Origin of the sequence: Mycobacterium sp. PSTR-4-N (assembly GCF_022348085.1) — a bacterium.
GTDB lineage: Bacteria > Actinomycetota > Actinomycetes > Mycobacteriales > Mycobacteriaceae > Mycobacterium.
This window is the reverse complement of sequence record NZ_JAKRFN010000007.1, coordinates 42799-62290: the sequence shown is the minus strand read 5'-3', so window position 1 is coordinate 62290 and position 19492 is coordinate 42799. Positions and strand designations below refer to the sequence as shown.

General features: G+C 66.6%; 20 protein-coding genes. 14 read left to right on the top strand and 6 right to left on the bottom strand.

Going from position 1 to position 19492, the window contains the following annotated elements; all coding sequences use genetic code 11:
• The first annotated feature begins 9 nt into the window (after window positions 1-9).
• The 6 genes from MHN84_RS12255 to MHN84_RS12230 all read left to right on the top strand — a co-directional run bounded on the left by MHN84_RS12255 (window position 10) and on the right by MHN84_RS12230 (window position 5026).
• Window positions 10-1500 carry a DUF4226 domain-containing protein gene (locus MHN84_RS12255; RefSeq protein WP_241204910.1) on the top strand — a complete coding sequence of 497 codons (1491 nt, stop codon included), beginning with the start codon at window positions 10-12 and terminating at the stop codon, window positions 1498-1500.
• Window positions 1501-1513: 13 nt separating this feature from the next.
• The gene (locus tag MHN84_RS12250; protein WP_043416204.1) at window positions 1514-1819 is read left to right on the top strand and encodes a YbaB/EbfC family nucleoid-associated protein; all 306 of its coding nucleotides are present in this window, start codon (window positions 1514-1516) and stop codon (window positions 1817-1819) included.
• Window positions 1820-1887: 68 nt separating this feature from the next.
• Window positions 1888-2193 carry a type VII secretion target gene (locus tag MHN84_RS12245; protein ID WP_241204909.1) on the top strand — a complete coding sequence of 102 codons (306 nt, stop codon included), beginning with the start codon at window positions 1888-1890 and terminating at the stop codon, window positions 2191-2193.
• 13 nt (window positions 2194-2206) lie between these two features.
• Window positions 2207-3832, top strand: coding sequence for a PPE domain-containing protein (locus MHN84_RS29820; RefSeq protein ID WP_304654311.1), 1626 nt, complete (start codon window positions 2207-2209; stop codon window positions 3830-3832).
• Window positions 3829-4194: a YbaB/EbfC family nucleoid-associated protein gene (locus tag MHN84_RS12235; protein ID WP_043416196.1), complete on the top strand. Its 366-nt coding sequence runs from the start codon at window positions 3829-3831 to the stop codon at window positions 4192-4194. The genes MHN84_RS29820 and MHN84_RS12235 overlap by 4 nt, the downstream gene beginning before the upstream one ends.
• A 148-nt stretch (window positions 4195-4342) precedes the next feature.
• Complete coding sequence (locus tag MHN84_RS12230; protein WP_043416194.1) at window positions 4343-5026, top strand: hypothetical protein; 684 nt, start codon at window positions 4343-4345, stop codon at window positions 5024-5026.
• A gap of 838 nt (window positions 5027-5864) precedes the next feature.
• Here the strand turns inward: MHN84_RS12230 and MHN84_RS12225 are convergent.
• The gene (locus tag MHN84_RS12225) at window positions 5865-6326 is read right to left on the bottom strand and encodes a WhiB family transcriptional regulator (protein WP_241204908.1); all 462 of its coding nucleotides are present in this window, start codon (window positions 6324-6326) and stop codon (window positions 5865-5867) included.
• Window positions 6327-6714: 388 nt separating this feature from the next.
• Here MHN84_RS12225 and MHN84_RS12220 point away from each other — a divergent pair, with 388 nt between their 5' ends.
• Window positions 6715-7317 (top strand): helix-turn-helix transcriptional regulator, encoded by a 603-nt coding sequence (locus tag MHN84_RS12220; RefSeq protein WP_052429210.1) that lies wholly within the window; start codon window positions 6715-6717, stop codon window positions 7315-7317.
• Here MHN84_RS12220 and MHN84_RS12215 read toward each other — a convergent pair.
• Complete coding sequence (locus MHN84_RS12215) at window positions 7314-8852, bottom strand: WXG100 family type VII secretion target (protein ID WP_241204907.1); 1539 nt, start codon at window positions 8850-8852, stop codon at window positions 7314-7316. The two genes, MHN84_RS12220 and MHN84_RS12215, sit on opposite strands and share 4 nt — an antisense overlap.
• Window positions 8853-9080: 228 nt before the next feature.
• Between MHN84_RS12215 and MHN84_RS12210 the strand changes: the two genes are divergently transcribed.
• The 5 genes from MHN84_RS12210 to MHN84_RS12190 all read left to right on the top strand — a co-directional run bounded on the left by MHN84_RS12210 (window position 9081) and on the right by MHN84_RS12190 (window position 14379).
• Window positions 9081-9776: a hypothetical protein gene (locus MHN84_RS12210; protein WP_241204906.1), complete on the top strand. Its 696-nt coding sequence runs from the start codon at window positions 9081-9083 to the stop codon at window positions 9774-9776.
• Window positions 9777-9850: 74 nt separating this feature from the next.
• Complete coding sequence (locus tag MHN84_RS12205) at window positions 9851-10120, top strand: hypothetical protein (protein ID WP_043416181.1); 270 nt, start codon at window positions 9851-9853, stop codon at window positions 10118-10120.
• A gap of 205 nt (window positions 10121-10325) precedes the next feature.
• Window positions 10326-10778, top strand: a complete 453-nt coding sequence (locus MHN84_RS12200) for a hypothetical protein (RefSeq protein WP_241204905.1) — start codon at window positions 10326-10328, stop codon at window positions 10776-10778.
• Window positions 10778-13249 (top strand): hypothetical protein, encoded by a 2472-nt coding sequence (locus MHN84_RS12195; RefSeq protein WP_241204904.1) that lies wholly within the window; start codon window positions 10778-10780, stop codon window positions 13247-13249. Before MHN84_RS12200 ends, MHN84_RS12195 begins: the two co-directional genes overlap by 1 nt.
• Window positions 13250-13359: 110 nt before the next feature.
• Window positions 13360-14379 carry a hypothetical protein gene (locus tag MHN84_RS12190; RefSeq protein ID WP_239736469.1) on the top strand — a complete coding sequence of 340 codons (1020 nt, stop codon included), beginning with the start codon at window positions 13360-13362 and terminating at the stop codon, window positions 14377-14379.
• Between the two features lie 167 nt (window positions 14380-14546).
• Here the strand turns inward: MHN84_RS12190 and MHN84_RS12185 are convergent, their stop codons facing one another.
• Window positions 14547-14750 (bottom strand): helix-turn-helix transcriptional regulator, encoded by a 204-nt coding sequence (locus MHN84_RS12185; RefSeq protein WP_255730364.1) that lies wholly within the window; start codon window positions 14748-14750, stop codon window positions 14547-14549.
• A 106-nt stretch (window positions 14751-14856) separates the two neighbouring features.
• Here MHN84_RS12185 and MHN84_RS12180 point away from each other — a divergent pair, with 106 nt between their 5' ends.
• Window positions 14857-15456, top strand: a complete 600-nt coding sequence (locus MHN84_RS12180; RefSeq protein WP_308192939.1) for a YdcF family protein — start codon at window positions 14857-14859, stop codon at window positions 15454-15456.
• A 37-nt stretch (window positions 15457-15493) separates the two neighbouring features.
• Here MHN84_RS12180 and istB read toward each other — a convergent pair whose 3' ends face one another.
• Window positions 15494-16303, bottom strand: coding sequence for an IS21-like element helper ATPase IstB (istB, locus tag MHN84_RS12175; protein WP_241204902.1), 810 nt, complete (start codon window positions 16301-16303; stop codon window positions 15494-15496).
• Window positions 16304-16337: 34 nt separating this feature from the next.
• Window positions 16338-17816 carry an IS21 family transposase gene (istA, locus tag MHN84_RS12170; RefSeq protein WP_374238361.1) on the bottom strand — a complete coding sequence of 493 codons (1479 nt, stop codon included), beginning with the start codon at window positions 17814-17816 and terminating at the stop codon, window positions 16338-16340.
• A gap of 548 nt (window positions 17817-18364) precedes the next feature.
• On the opposite strand from istA, the gene MHN84_RS12165 reads away from it, so the two are divergent.
• Window positions 18365-18634: a hypothetical protein gene (locus tag MHN84_RS12165; protein WP_241204901.1), complete on the top strand. Its 270-nt coding sequence runs from the start codon at window positions 18365-18367 to the stop codon at window positions 18632-18634.
• A gap of 296 nt (window positions 18635-18930) precedes the next feature.
• On the opposite strand, the gene MHN84_RS12160 is transcribed toward MHN84_RS12165, so the two are convergent.
• Window positions 18931-19491: a hypothetical protein gene (locus MHN84_RS12160; protein WP_241204900.1), complete on the bottom strand. Its 561-nt coding sequence runs from the start codon at window positions 19489-19491 to the stop codon at window positions 18931-18933.
• Window position 19492 lies beyond the last annotated feature (1 nt).

Sequence of the window (19492 nt, the reverse complement as noted above, 5' to 3'; positions counted from 1 at the left end):
GTGGTCAACGTGGCCAAGGTGGTGGGCGCGGTCGGCCGTGTGTTCGGCGACGACGATCAGCCGCCGTCTCAGACCCCGTTGCAGCGCACCAACACTGCGCTCTACGGCCCTGGCGGCGCGCCATCTGCACCGCCCCCGGCGCCGGCACCGCCCGCCGACAGCGCCGGGGGGCTCAACGATGGCGCCACCAGCGCGGGAGATCAACACACGCAGGACACCACGGGCGCGTCGCTGACCGACGAGAAGCTCGCCGCACTGCTCAAGCAAATCTTTGCGTCCAACCAACAGGCCCGCGACAAGATCAACGCGATCTTGGCCGACGTCCAATCCAAGTCAAAGCAGATTGCGCCGGAGATGGCCGACCCGGCATCGGTCATGGCGTTTCAAAAGTTCATGGACGGCAAGTTCGCCGAGATCCAGAAAGTGCTCGGCGACGCCCAGGTTGACGCGAAGACGCAGGCGGCGATTATGAACGCGCTCGGCCAGGAATACTTCACGTCCGGCCCTGCGCCCGGCGAAGGTGGCGGCACGGGGTCGGGAACGGGGTCCGGTTCGGGAGAGTCCGCAGGCGGGGGAGCCGGGGGTGGCGGCGGGGATGCGGCGCCCCCTCCCGCCGATGATTCAGTCCCCTCGACGACGCCTGCCGGCGACAGCGGCTTGACCGATCCCATGGCCGGGATGGGCCCCCTGGGCATGGGCGGGATGGGGATGGACCCGCTGTCGTCGTTGGCCGGGATGGGATCGGCGCTACCGGGGATGCTTGGCGGTCTCGGCGCCGGCGGTTCACCGCTGGACGCCCTAAGCGGCCTCGGCGGCCTGGGAACGGCCCTTCCGGGCTTGGCGTCGCAGTTCTCGGACAAGAGCGCCCCGGACCAGGGCGGCGACGGTGAGAAGTTCTCCGACACGAAGGGCGATTCGAAGACCGAAAAGTCCGACGATCAGTTCACTGACGAGCCGAGCAAGACCGATGACTCGTCAGTAAAGAAAACAGAGCCGGGCAGCCCCGTTCCCACTGAGCCAACTGTGCAGCCCGCGGTGAACACCTCGCCCGAGGCCGCGGCCCCGGCGGCGGCCCCGGCGGTCGCGCCGCACACGGTCCCCTTGCCCGATGGCACGTCGGTGACCGCTGCGGATGCGCAACGTGAGCGTGCGTTGAAGGCAGTGCTCAACGGTTCCTCGGTGAGCGCGGCTTATGGCGATCAGATCCCGCCGGCAGGGTCGCCGGTGATGAATCCGGTCGACCGCAACAGTCTACGGCCGGGGGACTACGCCCAGTTCGAGGCCAAGCCTGCAGTGATGTACATGGGGAATGGGAAAATCTGGCTGGATGGTCAGCTCAAAGAAATTCGTGCGTTGACCCCCTCGGCAGATTTTCTAGGCTGGACGGGACCGCCGGCAGCTGGGGGCGGGACGCAGGCCGCTGTGCCGGCGCCGGCACCCAGCGCCCCGGCATCAGCTTCGGTTACCACGGCGCCGCCGACCGGTAACCCCACGGCGTAGGGGAGTCCGCACGATGCAGTCAGACGCCGAGATCCAGGAACGGACGTATCTGGAGACCTCGCGCTCCGGGGCATTGCTGGTGGAGCTGGACGGCAACGGTGGCGTGGTGCGTGTCCAGCTCGAGCCCGAGGTGAATGCAACGTGGTCAGCCGACACGCTCAGTGAGCGGCTGCTACACCTTCATCGGCTGGCGATAATGCGAGCCCGCCTGGCGCAGCGGCAGCGTATGAACGAGCTCGGCGCCGACATGCCGCCCGACGACACCTATCCCAGCGAGGTTGAGATCTCGGCCTACCGCGCTCGATACTTGGATTTTTAGGGCACCGCGCAACCGTGTTCACCGGCTTAAGCTGGGCAAACAACCGCTCCGACTGAGAGGACCGCACCGTGGCTGATCGCCTTGTAGTAGACGTCGAGGCGTGGCAAGACCACGCTTCCTGGTGGGACCAGGAGAGCGAGGCCGCCCGCGAGCGCCTGGCCGTCGACCCCGCCACTCTGGAGACGGCGCAGCAGGCCTTCGGCAAGATCGGGTCGTCCACGGTGGGGGCCGCCTATGCGGCGACGCTGGCCGCCCGTGACGAACTCGGTCAGCGGATGAGTGCGAATGCGCAGGCCGTCGCAGCCCACATCCGTCTCAGTGTGCAGACCTATGTGGACCAGGAACGCGACAACCAGCAGATGCTGAGAAGCTGAGCCCTGGGCGTTCATGTCCGACAGCGCACACGCGTTCATCGATCCCGACGGCGTCCGCGCCGCCGGGGCAGCCCTGTCGGGGGCGCCTGCGGCAGCGGCCGCACCACCGCCGGCGGTGACACCGTGCGCGGCGGATTCGACGTCGGTGGGCGTCGCGTCTGCGCTGACGTCGTCGATCACCGAGTTAATCAACGCCACAATGGCTTTGAACGATAAGACGGCGCACGCCGCTGGTCGGCTCGATCAGAACGCCATAACGTACGAGGAGCAGGAACAGGCCAACGCGGCGTCTCTGGCCAGCGCGTCCCGAGGGAGTGCGCAGGCCACTCCGGTGCTGGCCGGCCCGACATCAGGCCACGCGCCGACCCTGGCCCCTGTCGCACCCGCCAGTGGGGGAGTCCAACCCACGTCGGGACGAGAGATCGCTGCCCTCCTTCACGGCGGCCCCGGCCCCGAAGCGCTGGAGTCTGCGGCGACGGCGCTGAACACCCACGCCGCCCAGCTCGAGTCGGCGGCGCAGACGGTGCGTTCGGCGCGGTGGAGCAGCGAGCAGAGCTGGGACTCCGCGGCCTCTGCTCGCGCCACCACGCACCTGGCCTCGCTGGAATCGACATACACGCGCCACGCCGATCAGTCGCGGGCGCTTTCCCGAGATGCAGCCGCGCAGGCCAACAACTTTCGTCAGGCACGTGCCAACACCCCCACTCCTGAGCAGTTCGCCGACCTAGAGCAGCGGTTGCGCGCCGCCGCGGCGGCCAATGCCCAAAGCGGCGGCCGTTACACCGCGATGGTGACCAAGCTGCAGACCGATTTGGCCGCCGCACATCAGCAGGCGGTGAGTAGCTACACCACGTACACCAACGGCAGCAAGCTCGACGCCAAGCCGCTGGGTCCCAATGTCGCAAGCACTGCAACAGGTGGTCTTGGGGAAGCGGGAGCTGGTGGGCCGGGGTCGCCGAAGGAGGGGTCAGGTGAAGCTCCCCCGGGGGCCGGCGACCCTGCTACAGCGGGACTTGACGGAGCGGCCGCGGGCGACCCGAGCGGCGGTGATCTCATGCAGACCTTGCTGCCCACCATCTTTGGTGTCGTGGCGGGAGCCGCTGGTGGCCTCCTGGGAGCCCTAAGCGGTGCTGCGGAGAAGGTCCAGCAGACGGGGACCCAACTCGTCAGCGGCCTCGCCCAGGGCGGAGCGTCGGCGCTACAGGGCATGTCGGCCGGCGAGCCGGAAATGGGTGACCTCTCCTCCGGGGAGGGCGGGGGGCCCGACGATCTCGGACTTGGCGACGGCGGCGGTGGAGCGCAGCCCGGTGACACCCAGCCCGCCTCGGCCGGTGACGGCGCGGGCCTGTCCGCCGCGCCCGCGTCGGCGGCCGCGGCGCCGGCAGTAGCACCCGCACCGACAGTGGGCAGTGCGCCGTCGCCAATCGGCGGCAGCGGCGGAGCGGGAATGGGGGCCCCTATGGGCGGCATGATGCCTCCGATGATGGGTGGCCCCGGCCGCGGCGGCGGTGGTGAGGATGACAAGCGGCTCTACGAGGAGAAGCGACTCCGGTTGACCACCCCGCCGAACGCCGAACCTGTCAAGGGCAGGGTCGAGGCACGTGAATCACGCACTGAGAGAAGGGACAAGCAATCGTGACGTTGACTGACGACCAGTACGTCGCCCAGGCCGAGGCCGCGTTAGCCCACATGCGTGCTCGCAACAAGGCATTCCTGGATGCCGTCGACGGCATCGACGTTCCGTCACTGCATGACGATGTGCGCGCTCGTTTCGACAGCAATGGAAACCTGGTGGACCTCGACATCGCTCCCGAGGCGCTGAACGTCTATACCAACGTCGAACTGGAAGAACTCATCACCAGCGTCTTACGAGAGACTCGTAACCAGCTCACCGCGCAAATGCAGGGCCTGTTCGTGAAGTACCTCGTCCCTACCGACCCACAGTTCGACCCGGATGCTCTTGGTGAGCGCTACGTCGCACCACCGCCGCTTGACGCCTGAAACCTCAGGAACGCCGCAGCCAGGAGCAATCACTTTCGTCGAATGCGCTGTCTAGCAACCAGATCGGAATTTTGTGGCAAGCGCGCGGCGGTATCGATGTGGTCGAGTACCGTCAGTCGGCCTCCGATGCGTCCCTTAGGCTTCGATCATGACGGGTAGGACCGCTGGTACCGGATTCGGCAAGCGTGCCATCGCCGTGTTGATGGCCGCCTGCGCCGTGGTGGGCTGCGGCGGTAGCGAGGCACCTATGTTGGCGCCGTCCCAGGTCGGATGCCAGGACGTCAACGTTGGGCGCTGGCTCGACGTCCCCAGCAGCGGGCCGGTCTCCGTGCGCGTACCTCAGCCGCCGGGCTGGGAGATCAACGAGGACGTGGCACGACGGGCCCAGGAGATGATGGCGTCCGACCGGAGCACGGCAGGGCCTGCGCCGGTGTTCCTGATCGGTCCAACCCCGGAAGGCGGTTCCGAGGCCTCAGTCTTCATGGCGTCCGTTGATCAGGTGATTCCCGTCGGCGCGCCACCGACCGTCGATGCCACGCTCGACGATTTGGTCGACAGCATCGTTCAAGCGAGGCGTGCCGACGGCACCACCGTCGAGGGTCCGTCGTCGGCGACGGCGTGCGGTCACGCTCTGCGGTACTACCTGATCACCCCCAAGCCCACTGAGGCGGACGCGCACCCCACCACCGGTTACCAGTCGCAAATCGTTATTCAGGTCGACGGCACGTTCTACGGCGTGCAGATCGGCTACCGGCCCGCCAACTCCTCATCGGAGCCCATCCGCAGTGATCTGGACACCATGGTGCGTGGCATTCACATCACGACCCCGTAGCCGGCGAGGAGTCCTCGAACGACGAGTTTGTAGCGAACCCCATTCACCGAAGGTGAGGGCGTCCCGCCCCACCACCACAACCGCCCGGCATCGCTTCTGTAGGCGCACTCACCTAGGCGCAGTCGTTGTTCAGGCTGGGACCGACAAATGTGACGACACCACACGATGCAACGAACAGTGCGGCATGCAGCCCCAGCACAAGCGCCGGCAGCCAGCCGGGCCGGGCCGCGCCGCGGCATCGCACCGGCCGGTCGGTCGCACCGAGGCTGGTGCAGTCACCAGCACAGCTCGGCCAGCCATCGGTCACATGTGCACCAACAAATAGTCGCAGCCATCCGCACACATGTCCCCAACCGCTCGACGGGCTTAGACGATCCAACCAGCGCGGTTCGCAACAGATAAGGCGAATCGGCGCGGGCCCGCAACTCGGCGTCGGCCGCGGCGGAGCGATTGCGCGTGGCCTGCAATGCTTCGGCCTCGGCCCCTGACCTGCCGTCGCTCCTCCTCGCGCCGGAGTTGCCGCTGTTCCTCTATGGCCTGCTTCACCGCGGCGGGCCGGTCCTAGGGGTTGTTGTGCCGCAAGTGCCATGCGATCGCCGCGCGGACCGAACCGATCGGTTTGTGAGGCTCAGCCGGCATCCAGTGGCCACCGACGCGTTCCCACTCCTGAAGCAGCTGATTGAGCTCCTCAGCTGTCCGTCCGTGATCGGCCAGGCCTGACAGACGAGCGCTTGGTGGAATGTGCGCTCGACCTCAACCCACGTCGAGTCGGCGGGGCTCTCGGGTGTGCCCTTCAGCGCTCTGGAGGTGGGGTTGATGCACGGGGCGGTGACCATGCTTATGCCGCGTCAGCGGAGCCATCGGCCTCGTTGTCGTCACCTGCGCTACGACGGCGGATCGAGGCGGACGGCATCGCTGGTGCGGGCAGTCCGGGTAGCTCGATGTGGCGACGCGCTTCGAATTGCGCCAGCAGGAAGTCGTAAGCCGCTTCCAGGTGTTGCAAACCGCTCTTGTCACCCGGCAGCGACAGCCCGCCCCATACGCCGTACTCCTCGCGCCGGGCGACGGCGTTGAAGCCGCAGCGACCAATGAAGGGGCACTCTTGGCACCCGCGAACCGCCATGACGCGGTCCTTGAACTGCGAGAACCATAGTTCCGAGCCATTACGGGTCCGATTCGGGTCGACCGTTTGGCAGGGGGTGGTCTCACTGGTCCGGTACGTCCGCACCTCGACGCGGCTGCCGTGGTCGATCCCACGCGGGCCGGATGCGGCATGGACTGTGGCGTTGTGCTGACCCATCGGACTGCCTCCCGGGACGGTGCCTACTGTGATTTTTCATGCTTACGGAAACTAACATAGCAGGATTTTTCACGGTTTTGCACCTTTGTGACCGCCCATTCCCGAGTTCGACGTTTTGCGAAGACACGTAAGTACGAAATAAATGCAGCTCAGAGGCCCACGGCGTCAGTGCTGGCCTATCTCGCATCCATGATTTTTCACAGTCGGCCGGGCAGTCTCTCGCTCGCACCTCGCCTTGGGCCGCCGCGCAAGCGATGCGAGCGTCCCCTGAGTGCCCGTTCTGCACAGCTCGGGCCTGTTGAAAACGCCCAAGAGGTGCCGGGTTAGCTTGATTTATCATGGCTGGTCAGCGCAGAAGCGGGTTTTTTCCCGGCGGCTAGGGCAAGATATGCCCATCATGTCGTCCTGGGAGAACCTCGCATCCGCGGTCGCCTCGCGGCGCGCAGAGCTGGGTTTGACTCAGGTCGACGTGGCGGAGCGCGGCGAGGTCTCGGTGGACATGATCCGCAACATCGAGCACGTCCGGCGCACTCCGAAGCGGGTCAAGCCCGCGACGGCTCGCGCGCTCGAATACGCCCTACAGTGGGAACCGGGCAGCGTCGAGACCGCCCTGGCCGGCGGTGACCCGGTCCCCGCGAATGATCAGGCCCGCCTTTCACCGCGCACCGCTGCGAGCGTGACAGCTCCCGACGAACAGCGAGCATCACCGACGGCAGTGTCCACCGCAGAGGCGGCGCCGGCCGACGTGGCTGCGCCGCCGGAGACGGGCGATCGGTTCGCGCTGGCTCGCCAGCTCGTCGCTCTGCGCTCGACCCTGTCGGCTCATCAACACTCCATCAGCGCCGAAGCGCGAGAGGCGTTGGAGGCAGAGATGGCCGTGTCCGCGCGAGAGGCCGAGGAGTCCATCATCCGGTTGATGCCGTGGCTCGACGACGCCGAGCGCGGGGAGGCTATTCAACTGCTGGTGCGCTTGCGAGAACCGTTGTCCTAAATGGGTGCTCGCCCGCCGCCGCCGCCTCCCATTGCTCCGCCGGGGTCGTGTATCGGCGGCGACCACTTCCCCGTCCAGTCCTGCACCCAACCGAAGGGGACTTCCATCTCTGCTTCTGTCTCGTCGCCCCAGCCGTCACCCGCGCTGGTGGCGAAACCAGCAGGCTGAGTGAAGCTGGCTGGCATGGTTTGTCCATAACCCGGGGGCGAGGGGTCGCGGGGATCGGGGATGAGATCCTCGCGTGGCAGCCAGATGCCCGATCCTGGCAGGTATTCCTCGTGTCCAAAGGGTCCCAGGGCGCCGGGGGGTTTGATCTGTGCGTTGGGAAATTCGTCGTCCGGTACCCAGGCGCCGCTGCCCGGGACGAGCTCCATCCAGCCGTGTCTGTTGCCGTTGGCGTCGGAGAACGGCGGCGGTCCCAAGTCCCCGGGGTTCTTGATCGTCAGATTGGGCAGTTCGTCGGGCCGCACGAAGTTTCCTGAGCGCGGTCCAATTTCGACCCAGCCGGGACCGTCGGCAGGTTGAGACGGCCCAAGTCCGTTGGGCCCTCGGACGATCGGGTAGTGCCGCTTGTCGCCCTTCTTCCACGCCGCGGGGTCGACATTCCCGTGGTCGCCTTGGCCGGCGAACGGGCTCCCGGGCCGCGGCGGCGGTTCCAGTGGAGGACCCACCAGCGAGGGGCTACCGGCGCTTCGGGCGTAATCGGCGTACTGCGCTGTGGCCTTGGCGTGTAGGACGCCCAGCTCGGTCTGCAGCGCCGCCACCACCGGTGCATAGCGGCCCAGATTGGCCGGGTTGGCGTTGGCCGCTGCGGCTTGCCTGAGGCGGTTCTCGGTGTCGGTGAACTGCTCGGGGGTGGGAGTGTTCGCGCGAGCGCGAGAGTAGCTGTCGGCGTGGGATTCCAGCGCCGCAGCGGCGGTGGTGGCCGCTTCGCCGTGCCGCTCGTACCACTGACTCAATTCTTGAATCCGTTGTGCGGCTTTGTCTCCGGCATCGGACTGCCAGTCGGTGTGCACCGCGGCGCTTCCGCTTTGCAGTTGCCTTGCGGCATCTTGCAGGGCGCTCGCGTGGCTGCGCATCTGGTCGGCGGCACTGTGGAGCCCGGCGGGTCCGGGGCCGCCGTGTAGCAGGGTTGCGATGTCCTTGCCGTTAGTCGGCGGCGGTCCTAACTGGGGAGCGCTCACGGTGGGAATCATCGGCATAGGCAGGTTGGGCACCGACGGCGCCGAGATCGGTCCGGCATCCCCGCCGCCCGACCCCCGCAGGCTGGCGGCGTTGCTTTGCTCCTGCTCGTCGTGGGTCGCGGCGCTGCTGGTCAGCATTGCGCCTCGCGCGCCGGTGATGGCCTCGGCGTAAGTGCTGAATCCGGTGATCGCCAAGCAGCGCGCCTGCAGAGTTTGGGCGACTGCCGTAGAGACCGGGTCCGCGGCCGCAGGGGCCACACTGACACCGGTCGACGAGGTCGACGACGCGGCGGCCGCGACCGAAGCAGCGGTCTGAGTGACGGCGGCGGTGTCGATCTCCAGCTTTGCCACTACAACCTCCCTTCATAGGCGCTGGGTGCGCTCACGATTCGGCAACACTCGGTGTCCATAAACGGTAGCGGCTCCACCACCGTCATTGCACCGCCCAAAAAGGCAACTGCCGAGCGAGCACGGCAATCCATTGGGGTGGACGAAGTTCGCCGCGCTGCGCCCGACAGCTGCAGAATCGAAGTCTAGAGGCGTCGCTCAGTGTCGGACCGCTAGTCGATACTCGAACACATGTGGTGGGACGAGCAGCTCGGCAGCAACGGGAAGAGTGCACGCGGCGACCTCTGCGTCCTGCCCCAAACGACGCCGCGCCAGACCCTTCATGGCCCGCGTGCTGACAACCAACGACCTCCTGCGCAGCCTCCGAAGGACCCCTGGCAATGGTGGTGGGATCAGGCCAGGCTGAGCGCCCAAGCTTTCCTGGAGGGTCGCATCCCGTCAGAGATTGCGATCTTCGGTCCCGTCCTCGACGACGACGAGCGAGGTCTCCTCGAGGCCGATGTCGACGTGAGCTTCTTCTACGGCGGCACCGGGCAGTACGCCCGCAGTGATTACTTCGTCGTCGGGCGGCCAGCGGTCATAGTTGGCGCCCTGGCGGTCAACGCCGCCATCAACCGTCGCCGCAAGATCGCAGCTCAGCGCGACGCCGAGCCAACCTGGCGCGATCGTCAGACCGCACACCTATGGAGCACCACACACCGTCTGATCTGGGACAGGGGACAAGGCGTGGAGAGCTTGGCTTACTGCGAGATCACGGGCTTCTATCCCGATCTCGACACGTGGACCGCCGTACTGGCCACCGGTGACGGCTACCCCCCGGTGCGCCTGCAAGGCCCGGCAGTGCCGCTGGTGGCTCTGTGGACGGCGACCGCGGTACTGGGGGAGCGATGGGCTCATGACCCGCGACTTGCTGCACTGCTGCGCTGAGTCACGGTAATGACCTGAGACCGGTATTTTTTGGGGCGGTACATCTGACCTGCTGCGCAGGTAAGATCGGGTCCATGGCTGCAAAGACTCACATCGACACCGAGGCCACCGCCTCGGGGCTCGCTGCTGCAGCGCAGGCCCGATTGACGGCCATCGCCGGCACGGACATCACCCTCCCGCAGGGGCTCTATGTCAGCGCAACCAACGCGCTGGGAGCGGGGTTGATCGCAGCTCGGCTTGCCGACCTGTCGACGCGGGTAACGACTGCAGCAGCCGCCGCGGTGACAAGCGTGGCAATGTACGAATCAACTGAGCAAGCGAACGCCGCCACACTGACGACGTGAACCTGCACGGGAGGGGCACACCATGAGCACCGAGACGTCCAGCTGGGCGCCACCGACCAATGGTGGCGCTCCGCAACATCCTGCTGGCGCGCCCCACAACGTCCCCGCACCGCCCTACGGGTGGACACCTCCGCCGAGTGGCGGCGCCCCCGCGCCGGTGCAACAGCGGGCGCCGCGTCCATCTCGCATGTGGCTATGGGCCCTGGTGTCTGCAGTCCTCTTGGTCATCGCAGTCGCAGCGACCGCCGCCATCGCCTACGCGATCGCCCGGCCCACAATGCCCGCCGGCAATCCGACCGCCAGTCCGGCTGCTCCCACGTTCACCGCTGCGCAGCAGGCCGACGCAAAACAAGCCGTCTGCCAAGCCTTCGACGTGTCGAGCGCTGGCTCGCAGAGCCAAGGGGGCGCCAGGCTGAATGGCCAGCCAAACCTGCCCGCATTGGTTCGCACGCTAGGCAGCGTCGTCTCAATTCAGAATGCGCTGGTCCCTGCTACTCCTGAAGATGTAGCTGCCCCTGCCCGCAAAGTAGTAAAGACCGATCTCGACTTGGTCAACGCGGCCCTCGGTCTCGCAAATGTAGATGAGGTGAACAGGCTTACCGATGTCAACACCAGCGCGATCTACCAGCTGGTCGATGCGTGCGGATTGCCTAAGTAATGCCGTCGGCGAATCACGCTGGCAGCATTGTCACGCCGATTCAGGACAGTGGTCCGGTTAAGACCGCGGCAGATCGTGCGAATTCTGAGGCCGGCAAGCTACTCAAGCACTTTAACGCCGCGAAGCCGGCCACACCTGACGCATACGTGCCGTCGTTCGGCATGCCCGGCGGCGGCGACATCACTCTGCAACCGGGCCTCTTTACCGGCGCTCTGATTGGACCTGGAGTCTGGCCGACAGAGTCCGAAACCGAACTAGCGCAAGCCCAGACGACCCTCAAGAAGCTCAGCGGCCGGCACCAAGAGGCAGCGAGCGACGCAAAGCGTCAAACCGACGACGTGTTCGCCCAGGACTGGACCGACGGAGACGGCAAAGAAGCCGCCTACGAACACTATTCGGCTGAATATCGAGCACATGTGGCGGTCGTCGACGTTTGCGACACAGTGGCCGCCACCAATGGCCGCCTCAGCGAACACATTCGCCTGGCCAAGCGCAACATCCGCGACGCACACGACACCGCGCACCGCGAAATCGAGAAGTATTTGAATGCGCCTGGCGGTGTTCCCACCGCTCAGATAGCAGTCATCACGACCCAGTACCGCACCCTCATCGAGGGGTTCCGCGGCCAGCTCGTCGAGCAGGTTGGCGATGAAACTACTTCCCTCTCAAATAAGTTCGGTATTCCAGAGGCTCCTCCGGGCAACCCGTCCCAGCACGACAAACCGGAAGATTCGGGACGCGGTATGCCCCATGCCGACGCCGATGCCGATGCCCGACCGGACCCGAAGACGGACGAGAGCTTGGGCCACAAGCCTCCGGGCGGCGGTCTCGACAGAGGTATGCCCCAGACTGAGGGCTCAACGGACCCCGGCGCGTTAGATCCCGCCACGGCGGGGGTGTCCCCTTCCGCACTCAGTGGCCGTGGCCTTCCTCAATCAATTGGCGATACGGCTTCCAAGCCACCATCGATGCCTTCCATGCCGTCGCCGCCGTCGATGGGCAGTGGTGGAGGCGGTTCCGGTGGCGGAGGTTCGTCTCCGTTGAGCAGCATGGGCAGTGGAATGGGCGGCATGCAGGGCATGTCTGGTGCGGCGAAGGGGCCTGCAGGGCTGTCGAGCTCGGCCTCTGGCCTGCAAGCGCCGGCGGCCTCCTCGGCCAGGGGCCCGGCGTCGATGGGTAGTGAGTTTGGTCGGGGTGTGGCTGCGGGCAATGCCGCGGCCGGCGGCATGCCGCCCTTAGCCTCGTCAGCACCGCCGCAGACCCCCACGGGTCCTTTGTCTGCTGCACCTTTGAGTCAGGCATCCGCGCCGGCGTCGGCGGCCCCGACGGCCGCCACCGTTCCAGCGTCCGCCACCCCGTCCGCCGGGTCAGGTAGCGGCGGGATGGGCGGCGGTATCCCCGCGGGCGGCCTAGGTGGCGCTGGTGCATCCTCTGGCGGGTCCGCTCCGATGTCGTCTTACGGGTCGGTCCTTCCTCCTGCGGCGACCCCGTCCGCGGTTCCTGGTGCAGCGGGTGCTGGGGGGTCGGTTCCTGCGGCGTCGGCCGCGGGTGCCGCCGGTGGTGCTGCGGCCGCGGCCGGTGCGCCCGGGTTCTTGCCTGGGGTTCGTGATGTCGGCGGCGGCCAGCGAGTGGGTCGCGACGTCTCGATGACTGACTTGGAGTCGGCGCGCGCGGTCGTCGCGGATCTGGCGGCGGCGTCGAGTGTCATCTATCCCGGCCTGGAATGGGCCGTGGCGGTGAGTCGCGGGGCGTCTGGTCAGCCGGAGATGTGGGTGACTACCAACGAGGGTGCGGGCTATATCCCGGCCGGGGTACACATTCGGAGGTCCATGCCGCTGGCGGCGCACTTCGATTCTAATTTCGATGCGCGTTGGTTTGGGTGGTTCAACCCCGCCGAGACCGTGTTGAGGGCGGTGCGGCTGCGTGGCGATGCATTGTCAGCTGTGGCGACGACGTGGGCGCAGGATTCTGACGAGGTGCGTTCTGCCATACCCGATGTGGCGATTGGTGTGACGCCGTCGGGGCCGCCGAGCGAAGCTGAGGCGTCGGCTCTGACCAGGGGTCGGTCGCATCGCCTGGAGACGATCGCACCGGCGTTGTTCGTTGGGTTGCAGCGCGACGCCGATGAGGCAGAGAGGTACGCGCGGCAGCTGACTCAGCAGGTGGTGTTCTCTGGTCCGGAGATGTCGACGGCCGCGATGTCGGTAGCCCGTTCGATCATTGCCGCGCAGTGGCCCACTGAGCGCGAGTGGGATGATTTGTCCGCCCAGTACGAGATGGATCGGTTGATGGCGGGATCTCAGCGGCCGGGACTGATGGGTGTGGAGGAACCGCACCAATTGGCGGCCTATCAGCATGATTTCGCTCAGTGCCGCAGAATGGAGACCCTTCTTTGCTGGCAGAACGGTGACCTTGCCGACGTGGTCTACGCCGCAATCACCGCCGGGGCCAGCGCGCCCGCGATTGTCTGATGGTTGTCTGTTTTTGGTTGTCTTGGGGCGTGGTTGTGGGGTTGTCGGCCGGTTAGTTTGAGCGGGTGGGCGGCTCGGGTGTTGGCGCGTATATCGCGCAGGTAGACCGGGTGTTGGGCGCCGCTCAGGGGGTCTTTCCCACCGCGGGCGGTCCAGGGTCTGTGCAGACCGGTGGGCCCGGGGTCCCGGCCGCTCCTGCCGACTCAGCACTGGGTACCGGGGCCAGCACCGCCGGCGACGGTTATAAGCGCACCTGGGGCGCGGTGAGCGCCCTGGACGCCCAAACCAACGGCACCTCCAGTGCCGGGACGGCCGAGGGTCAGAACGGCCGCGCGAATGCAACCGGGGTGCGGCAAAGCGCCGCCAGCACCGCGGCGGCGATCGCACCGGCAACGGGGTCACCGGCCGGAGTGCGGACGCTGGTGACCAGCATGGATGACCGGATGGCCGCGATGCAGCGCCAACTCGACACCACCAAGGCTCAGAATCAGCTGCTCGCGACCCGGATGCGCCAGATGGCGATGGCCTACCGCCAGGCCGGCCAGGCGTCCCCGGCGGGCATGTTCCGCGGGATGGGTGGCGGTGCGGGCATGGGCGGCGGGATGCCCTCGATGGGGATGGGCGGCGGCGGTGGCGGCTTCCCCGGCATGGGAATGTTCTCCCGCCTCCCCGGCGGCCTCACCAGCCCAAACAACCGAGACGCCAGCGCTTCTCGCGGCTCAGCTTCTTCGTTTCCGTCGTCATTCACCGGCCAGGGCGCAGAGAACGTGCGCGCGGCCATCCGAGCTGCATTGGATCGCAAGGGAATACGAGATCCAGCGGCGCGCGCCCGCTGGGAAGCCGGAATGATGCTGGTTGCGCGTCGGGAGTCCAATTTCCGTGACGTGATGAACAATTGGGACTCCAATGCGCGTTCAGGAAATCCCTCGGGTGGCCCGTTTCAATTTATCCGCACCACTTATCACGCCTACCAAGAGCCGGGCACTTCCTCGAACTTTCGAGACACGCTGGGCCAGGCAAGCGCGTTTCTCAACTACGCCACCCGACGATACGGCGTGTCGTGGGACGCTCATGATCTCGCCACCCGCATACAACAGGCTGATCCGCGGCGTTTACCCAAGGGCTACTGAGCAACCGATCTTAGCTACGCTGCTGATGTCGGTGGCCATTCTGAGCGGCGGATTGTGATCTGGAATGGCGGCTTATGGCGGATCCTCGAGCGCGGGCCGCTGCGGCCCACCCGATTCGGCGACGGCGTGCTGGCCGCCGTCGAGGAGCTCGCCGCCTTCGGCGGACCCTAACCCCGTGGCCGTTGACGCCCCGGTTCTTTAGGGTCATCGATCACAATCTCGGTGACCGACACACCAAGAGCCTCGGCAACGTCGCACAGCCGCTCGATCAGCACCCCACGCCGCCCATGCTCCATCTGGATCAGCTGATTGCGCGCAATGCCCGATTCCAGCGCCAAACTCTCCTGCGATATCCCGCGCTCTAACCGCAGGGCGCGAATCGAGGTCGTTGGTGGGTTTCGTCAAGTGATTTGGCCCCGCTGTGGTCATGAACTTTGGCCCCAGGCTGCCCGCAGAGTGTCGTGATCGAATGGGGCGGTGACCATTCGTCGAAGTCGTATCGCGAGTCTGGCGACCGTTCTGGGCGTGGTCTTCGGATGGGCCGAATGGACTACATGGAAAGCTTCGAGGGACGTACTTCCGCCCGGAGCTGCTGGTCCCGGCCACGCAGTGCCCGGTGAGAGCGTGCTGGTCTTGGGTTGTCCGCTCCCGGTCTTGCAGCGGTGGCGCGTCCGCATCGCGGTTCGTTCCACCGATCCCGATCGCGCTCGATTCGTGTTCTCCGGTGGCCCAGTGCGCGGTGCGGTTCCCGAGGCGCAGATGATGGCCGACTACGCCGTGCGTGAGCTTGGCGTGCCGGCGCGCAACGTCACCATTGAAGATCGGTCGAGGACGACTGTCGAGAACATCGTGAATTCGGTGCCGTTGATGGCCGACAGCCCGGCGATCAAGATTGCATCGAATACGTTCCACGCGCGTCGTGCACGCCAGATCCTTCGTGATGAGTCGCCCGAGCTGGCTGCGCGTTTGGTCCGAGCGCGGGATTACCTTCCGATGGAGTGGGGGCCGCTGCACGTGGCTTTGGTGGCCTTCGAGGGCTTCCGGGATCGACGTGCTCGTATGACGTTGGCCTCCTGAGCTCTACCCACGGGTCGTGAGTCCGTGCTTGGGGGAATCAACGGGTCGGTGTACGTCGCGCCGCGGTCTTCGAGGTGCGTAGTCGGTAGGACTTGGTGCCGGTCTCGATGATGTGGGCGTTGAAGGTGATGCGGTCGACGATCGCGGCAACCAGGCGCGGGTCGGGGAACACGGTGCCCCACTCGCTGAACGGAAGGTTGGTCGCGATCGCAACCGAGGCGCGTTCCTCACGTTCAGTGATGATCTGAAACAGCAATTCCGCCCCACGAGAGTCGATTTGGACGTATCCGAGTTCATCGAGGCAGAGCAGATCCAAACGCCCGTACCGAGCGACGACGCGTGAGAGAACACGTTCATCGGCAGCTTCGACGAGTTCGTCGACCAACTGCGCAGTGCTGACGTAGCGGACCCGACGTCCCTGCTCGCAGGCCGCCAGACCGAGCCCGATGAGCAGGTGGGTCTTGCCGGTGCCGGAGTCGCCGAGCAGCACCACGGGCTCGCCGGCATCCATGTAGTGCCCGGCGGCGAGCTGCCCCAGAGTTGCGGGTGCGACACCGGGCACGGCGTCGATGTTGAACTCCGCCAACCGTTTCACTCTGGGGAACTTGGCCTCGTTGACGCGGCGAGCTCGGCGGCGTTCGGTGCGGTCGTCGACCTCTGCGGCCAGGACCTCGGCCAGATAGCGCAGATGGGTGTGATTCTGCCGAGCCGCGATCTCGGCCAGTCGGACGGCCTCGGTGCGCACGGTCGGCAGGTGCAACTCGCGAGAAGCAGCCCCGATCGAGGCCTGCGCGGCGGCATCGGTGGTCACCGGCTTGCCAGCGACCGCGGCGTCGGTGGTGGTCATGATTCGCTTCCGGTGAGCAGGTCGTCGTAATCGGTCAACGAGGGGCGGGACGGTCGTAGCGGGCCAGCGCACCGATCGGAACTACCGGCGCGATCGCCGTCGTGGCGCGGCGGGCGTCGATGAGCACCGCCTCGGGGTCCAGGCACCCCGAGGCCACGGCCCGGTCCATCGCGGCGATCAACGCCGCGGCGGCCATCATGCGGTGCGCCAGCAGGATGGTGATCAGGGCGCGGGTTCCGGCGGCGTCACCGCGGGCGGTGCGAGCAGCGTCCCAGTAGGCCTGGTGGCTGGCGGTGAACACCCCGCGCGCCTTGGCCTGAGCCAGTGCGGTCGCTCCCGGCAACGCACCAGGCTTGGTCGCCAGCACCTCCAGGTAGTGATCCAGGCACAGCACCTCGACGTGGCGTCCGACCGCTCGGTCGTGGCGCGCCACCACCCGAGGCCCGTCGTACACCTCGACACCGCGAGCACTCAGCCGCACCGGCAGCCGTCGCCCGGCGTAGCGTGCCGGCACGGAGTAAAAGCACTGCCGCACAGACACTCTGGCGCGGTTATCGACACGTGCTGCCAGCAGACGGGCGCAGTCGAACGCCTCTGACGGCAGCCCCATCAACGCGTCGTGCTCGGCTGCGAACGCCGCGCCGACGGTGATCGGACGCCCGGTGATCACCCGGTCGTCGTCGAGATCATCAGCGGCGGTGATCAGGGCGTTGAGTTCGGCCAGTGACGCCGCCGCCGGGACCGGGACCAGGTGGCGGCGCCGGAAGCGTCCGATCTCGCCCTCCACCCCACCCTTCTCATGGGCGCCGTCGAGGCCTGGGCGGCAGAAGAACGAGTCGAACCCGTAGTGGCTGCGCAAGGCGATGAACCGCTCGGACTCGGCCCGGTCGCGGCCCTTGAGAACCCGCACCACGGCGGGTTTGAGGTTGTCGTAGCGGATCCGGCCCGGCACGCCACCGAAGTGCTCGAAGGCCAGCACGTGACCCTCCAGGAACGCCTCCTGGGCCTGGGTAGCGAACGCGACGTGAAAGGCTCTGCCCGAGTGCGACAATCGCATCACGAACATCCAGCACTTCACCACCAGCCCAGCGATCGTGGCGAAGAACTCACCGAAGTCGACCTCGGCTTCCGCACCGGCCTCATGGGTCTGCGGCACCGACACCTCATTCTCGACCAGCCCGAGCTGCGCTCGGCGCAGCGCGACATAGCGCGACACCGTCACCTCCGAGCACGTCGCACCATGCTCAGCGACCAGACACTGCCAAATCCGCCGAGCAGTATGTCGCTGCTTGCGCGGCGCCTCCCGATCAGCGCGCAGCCAGGTGTCGATCACCGCCACCCACGGATCGATCGCCGGACGCGGACGCGGCGGATAGGCCTTGCGCGGCGGCGGTACCGCGTCATCGAGCGCTTGGCGCACCGTCCGACGATGCGTTCCGTGCCGGTATGCCAACTCGCGGATCGACAGGCCCTCGACCCGTCGATCCCTCCTGATCTTCTCGGACAACTCCACGCGTGACCGCATCCTGACCGACCCTCCCTGACCGCGACCGCCATAAACGACGGACGACAGGAACGATCTGAACGACGGTGGGGCCAACATTGGTGACGACACACCGCCCCACCTCACCGGCAATGATCACCACCCCGGTGGGGCCAACATTCGTGAAGAACAACGGCCAAAGTGGGGCCAGGTCAGGTGACCACACTCACGTTGGGGAAGGACTCGGCGATGGGCTCGATGCGCTCGTAGTAGGTGTGGCCTGGCAGGCGCTGGCGAGCGCTGCCAGGGAGACTCCCACCGCCAGCAGCAGGGGAGGAGCGCGGAATGCCATGGTGTAGCCCTTTCAGGCACGGGACGGATGCGGCGTGGCGCCGGCCACTCTAGGGCTCTCGAGCTGAGGAGACGCTGAAAAGTGTCGATCGAAGTAACGAGACGAGAGATGTTGCAGCGGAACGAGATGCGCCGTCTGGCACCTCAGTGTCTTCTCAGCGCTCCGATGGAGCCGTGAGTGGCGCAGGTCCGCAACCAGCGGATCCGATTGAAGGAGATTCGACGTCATGCACAATCGTCAACGATTGATCGCTGCGGTCGGAATCGCCGTAGCCCTCCTCGGGGGCACCGGCGCGATTGCGGCCGCCGACGAGGGTCCGGGTTCGGTGACGGTTCCGCTCCAAGGACCCGTCGACCCACCCGATGTGCCGGGGCAGCCTGACCTGCCCGAACCCGGTGACAGGCCAGACGGGGCGGACGCACCCGACGTGCCCGGCCAGCCCGAACCCGGCGACACTCCGGATGTACCACCGCCCGCCGCTCCGCCGACTCGCTGACACGACTCTTCGCGGCGGCCGCGGGTCAGCGGCCGCCGCGAGGTAGCGGACCGACTCGGTGAAGCCGATCGCTCGTTCGAGTCCCTCGGCCACCGCCCATCGGCATCCGGCAATGAAGTCGTCACGGGGCCAGGCGTTTTTGGCGATACGCAGCGCTCGCTCGTAGTGATCGGCACACAGCGTTTCCGGAGTCACTTCCGGCGCCGCGAGGTGGTCCAGCAGCGCTGCGGCGCAGCGCGACAGCGAATCCGACCAGGAGCAGGGCGCGGTCAAGCTCGGTAGTTGCGGCGCCAACTTTATGTCGGTGGACCCGCGAAACCGGAAAGTGGCCACGTTGCGCCATTCAGGGTGAGAAACAGTTCGATCCAACCCGCTCCGCGCACTGATTTGCCCCACGGTGATTCAGTGACCTCTTCAGTTGACGCGCGGGTTGCAGTGAATGTTGCTTGCGGGAAGTTGTCGAAGCCAAACGTCACCGCATCGTCTGCCACCGGGTTCTCAAAATTGTGGGAAACGTTCGGAGGTGCGGTGTCCGTCTCGGTCGGCCCCGCCTCGCCGGACTGATGGACTACTTCACCAGAGGAGTCCCGGGTACCGACGATGGCCAGCCAACCGGCCGGAATCTCACCGTCGAAAGAGGGATTAGATTGCGCGGACTGCAGCCGCGAAAGCCGAAAGGTGACACCGGGCAACGACCCGAACTGGAAGGACGTATGCGAAACGTCTTCCCGAGAAAGGTCTGGCTCCAACACATTGCCCGTATGGTCGCCGGCCGTGAAGCTGTCGATGGTTCCCAGCTCTGGTACGACGATCGACCGTGGGACCTGGCGTCCGCTGCGCTGCAGGGTTAAGAGCAAT

What these genes read in the sequence shown, in the direction of transcription:
- MHN84_RS12220 (WP_052429210.1), top strand. Translation starts at nt 6,715, where the DNA reads ATGCCCATCATGTCGTCCTGGGAGAACCTCGCATCCGCGGTCGCCTCG.
- istB (WP_241204902.1), bottom strand. Translation starts at nt 16,303, where the DNA reads ATGACCACCACCGACGCCGCGGTCGCTGGCAAGCCGGTGACCACCGAT.
- MHN84_RS12195 (WP_241204904.1), top strand. Translation starts at nt 10,778, where the DNA reads ATGCCGTCGGCGAATCACGCTGGCAGCATTGTCACGCCGATTCAGGAC.
- MHN84_RS12230 (WP_043416194.1), top strand. Translation starts at nt 4,343, where the DNA reads ATGACGGGTAGGACCGCTGGTACCGGATTCGGCAAGCGTGCCATCGCC.
- MHN84_RS12210 (WP_241204906.1), top strand. Translation starts at nt 9,081, where the DNA reads ATGTGGTGGGACGAGCAGCTCGGCAGCAACGGGAAGAGTGCACGCGGC.
- MHN84_RS12225 (WP_241204908.1), bottom strand. Translation starts at nt 6,326, where the DNA reads ATGGGTCAGCACAACGCCACAGTCCATGCCGCATCCGGCCCGCGTGGG.
- MHN84_RS12250 (WP_043416204.1), top strand. Translation starts at nt 1,514, where the DNA reads ATGCAGTCAGACGCCGAGATCCAGGAACGGACGTATCTGGAGACCTCG.
- MHN84_RS12205 (WP_043416181.1), top strand. Translation starts at nt 9,851, where the DNA reads ATGGCTGCAAAGACTCACATCGACACCGAGGCCACCGCCTCGGGGCTC.
- MHN84_RS29820 (WP_304654311.1), top strand. Translation starts at nt 2,207, where the DNA reads ATGTCCGACAGCGCACACGCGTTCATCGATCCCGACGGCGTCCGCGCC.
- MHN84_RS12165 (WP_241204901.1), top strand. Translation starts at nt 18,365, where the DNA reads ATGCACAATCGTCAACGATTGATCGCTGCGGTCGGAATCGCCGTAGCC.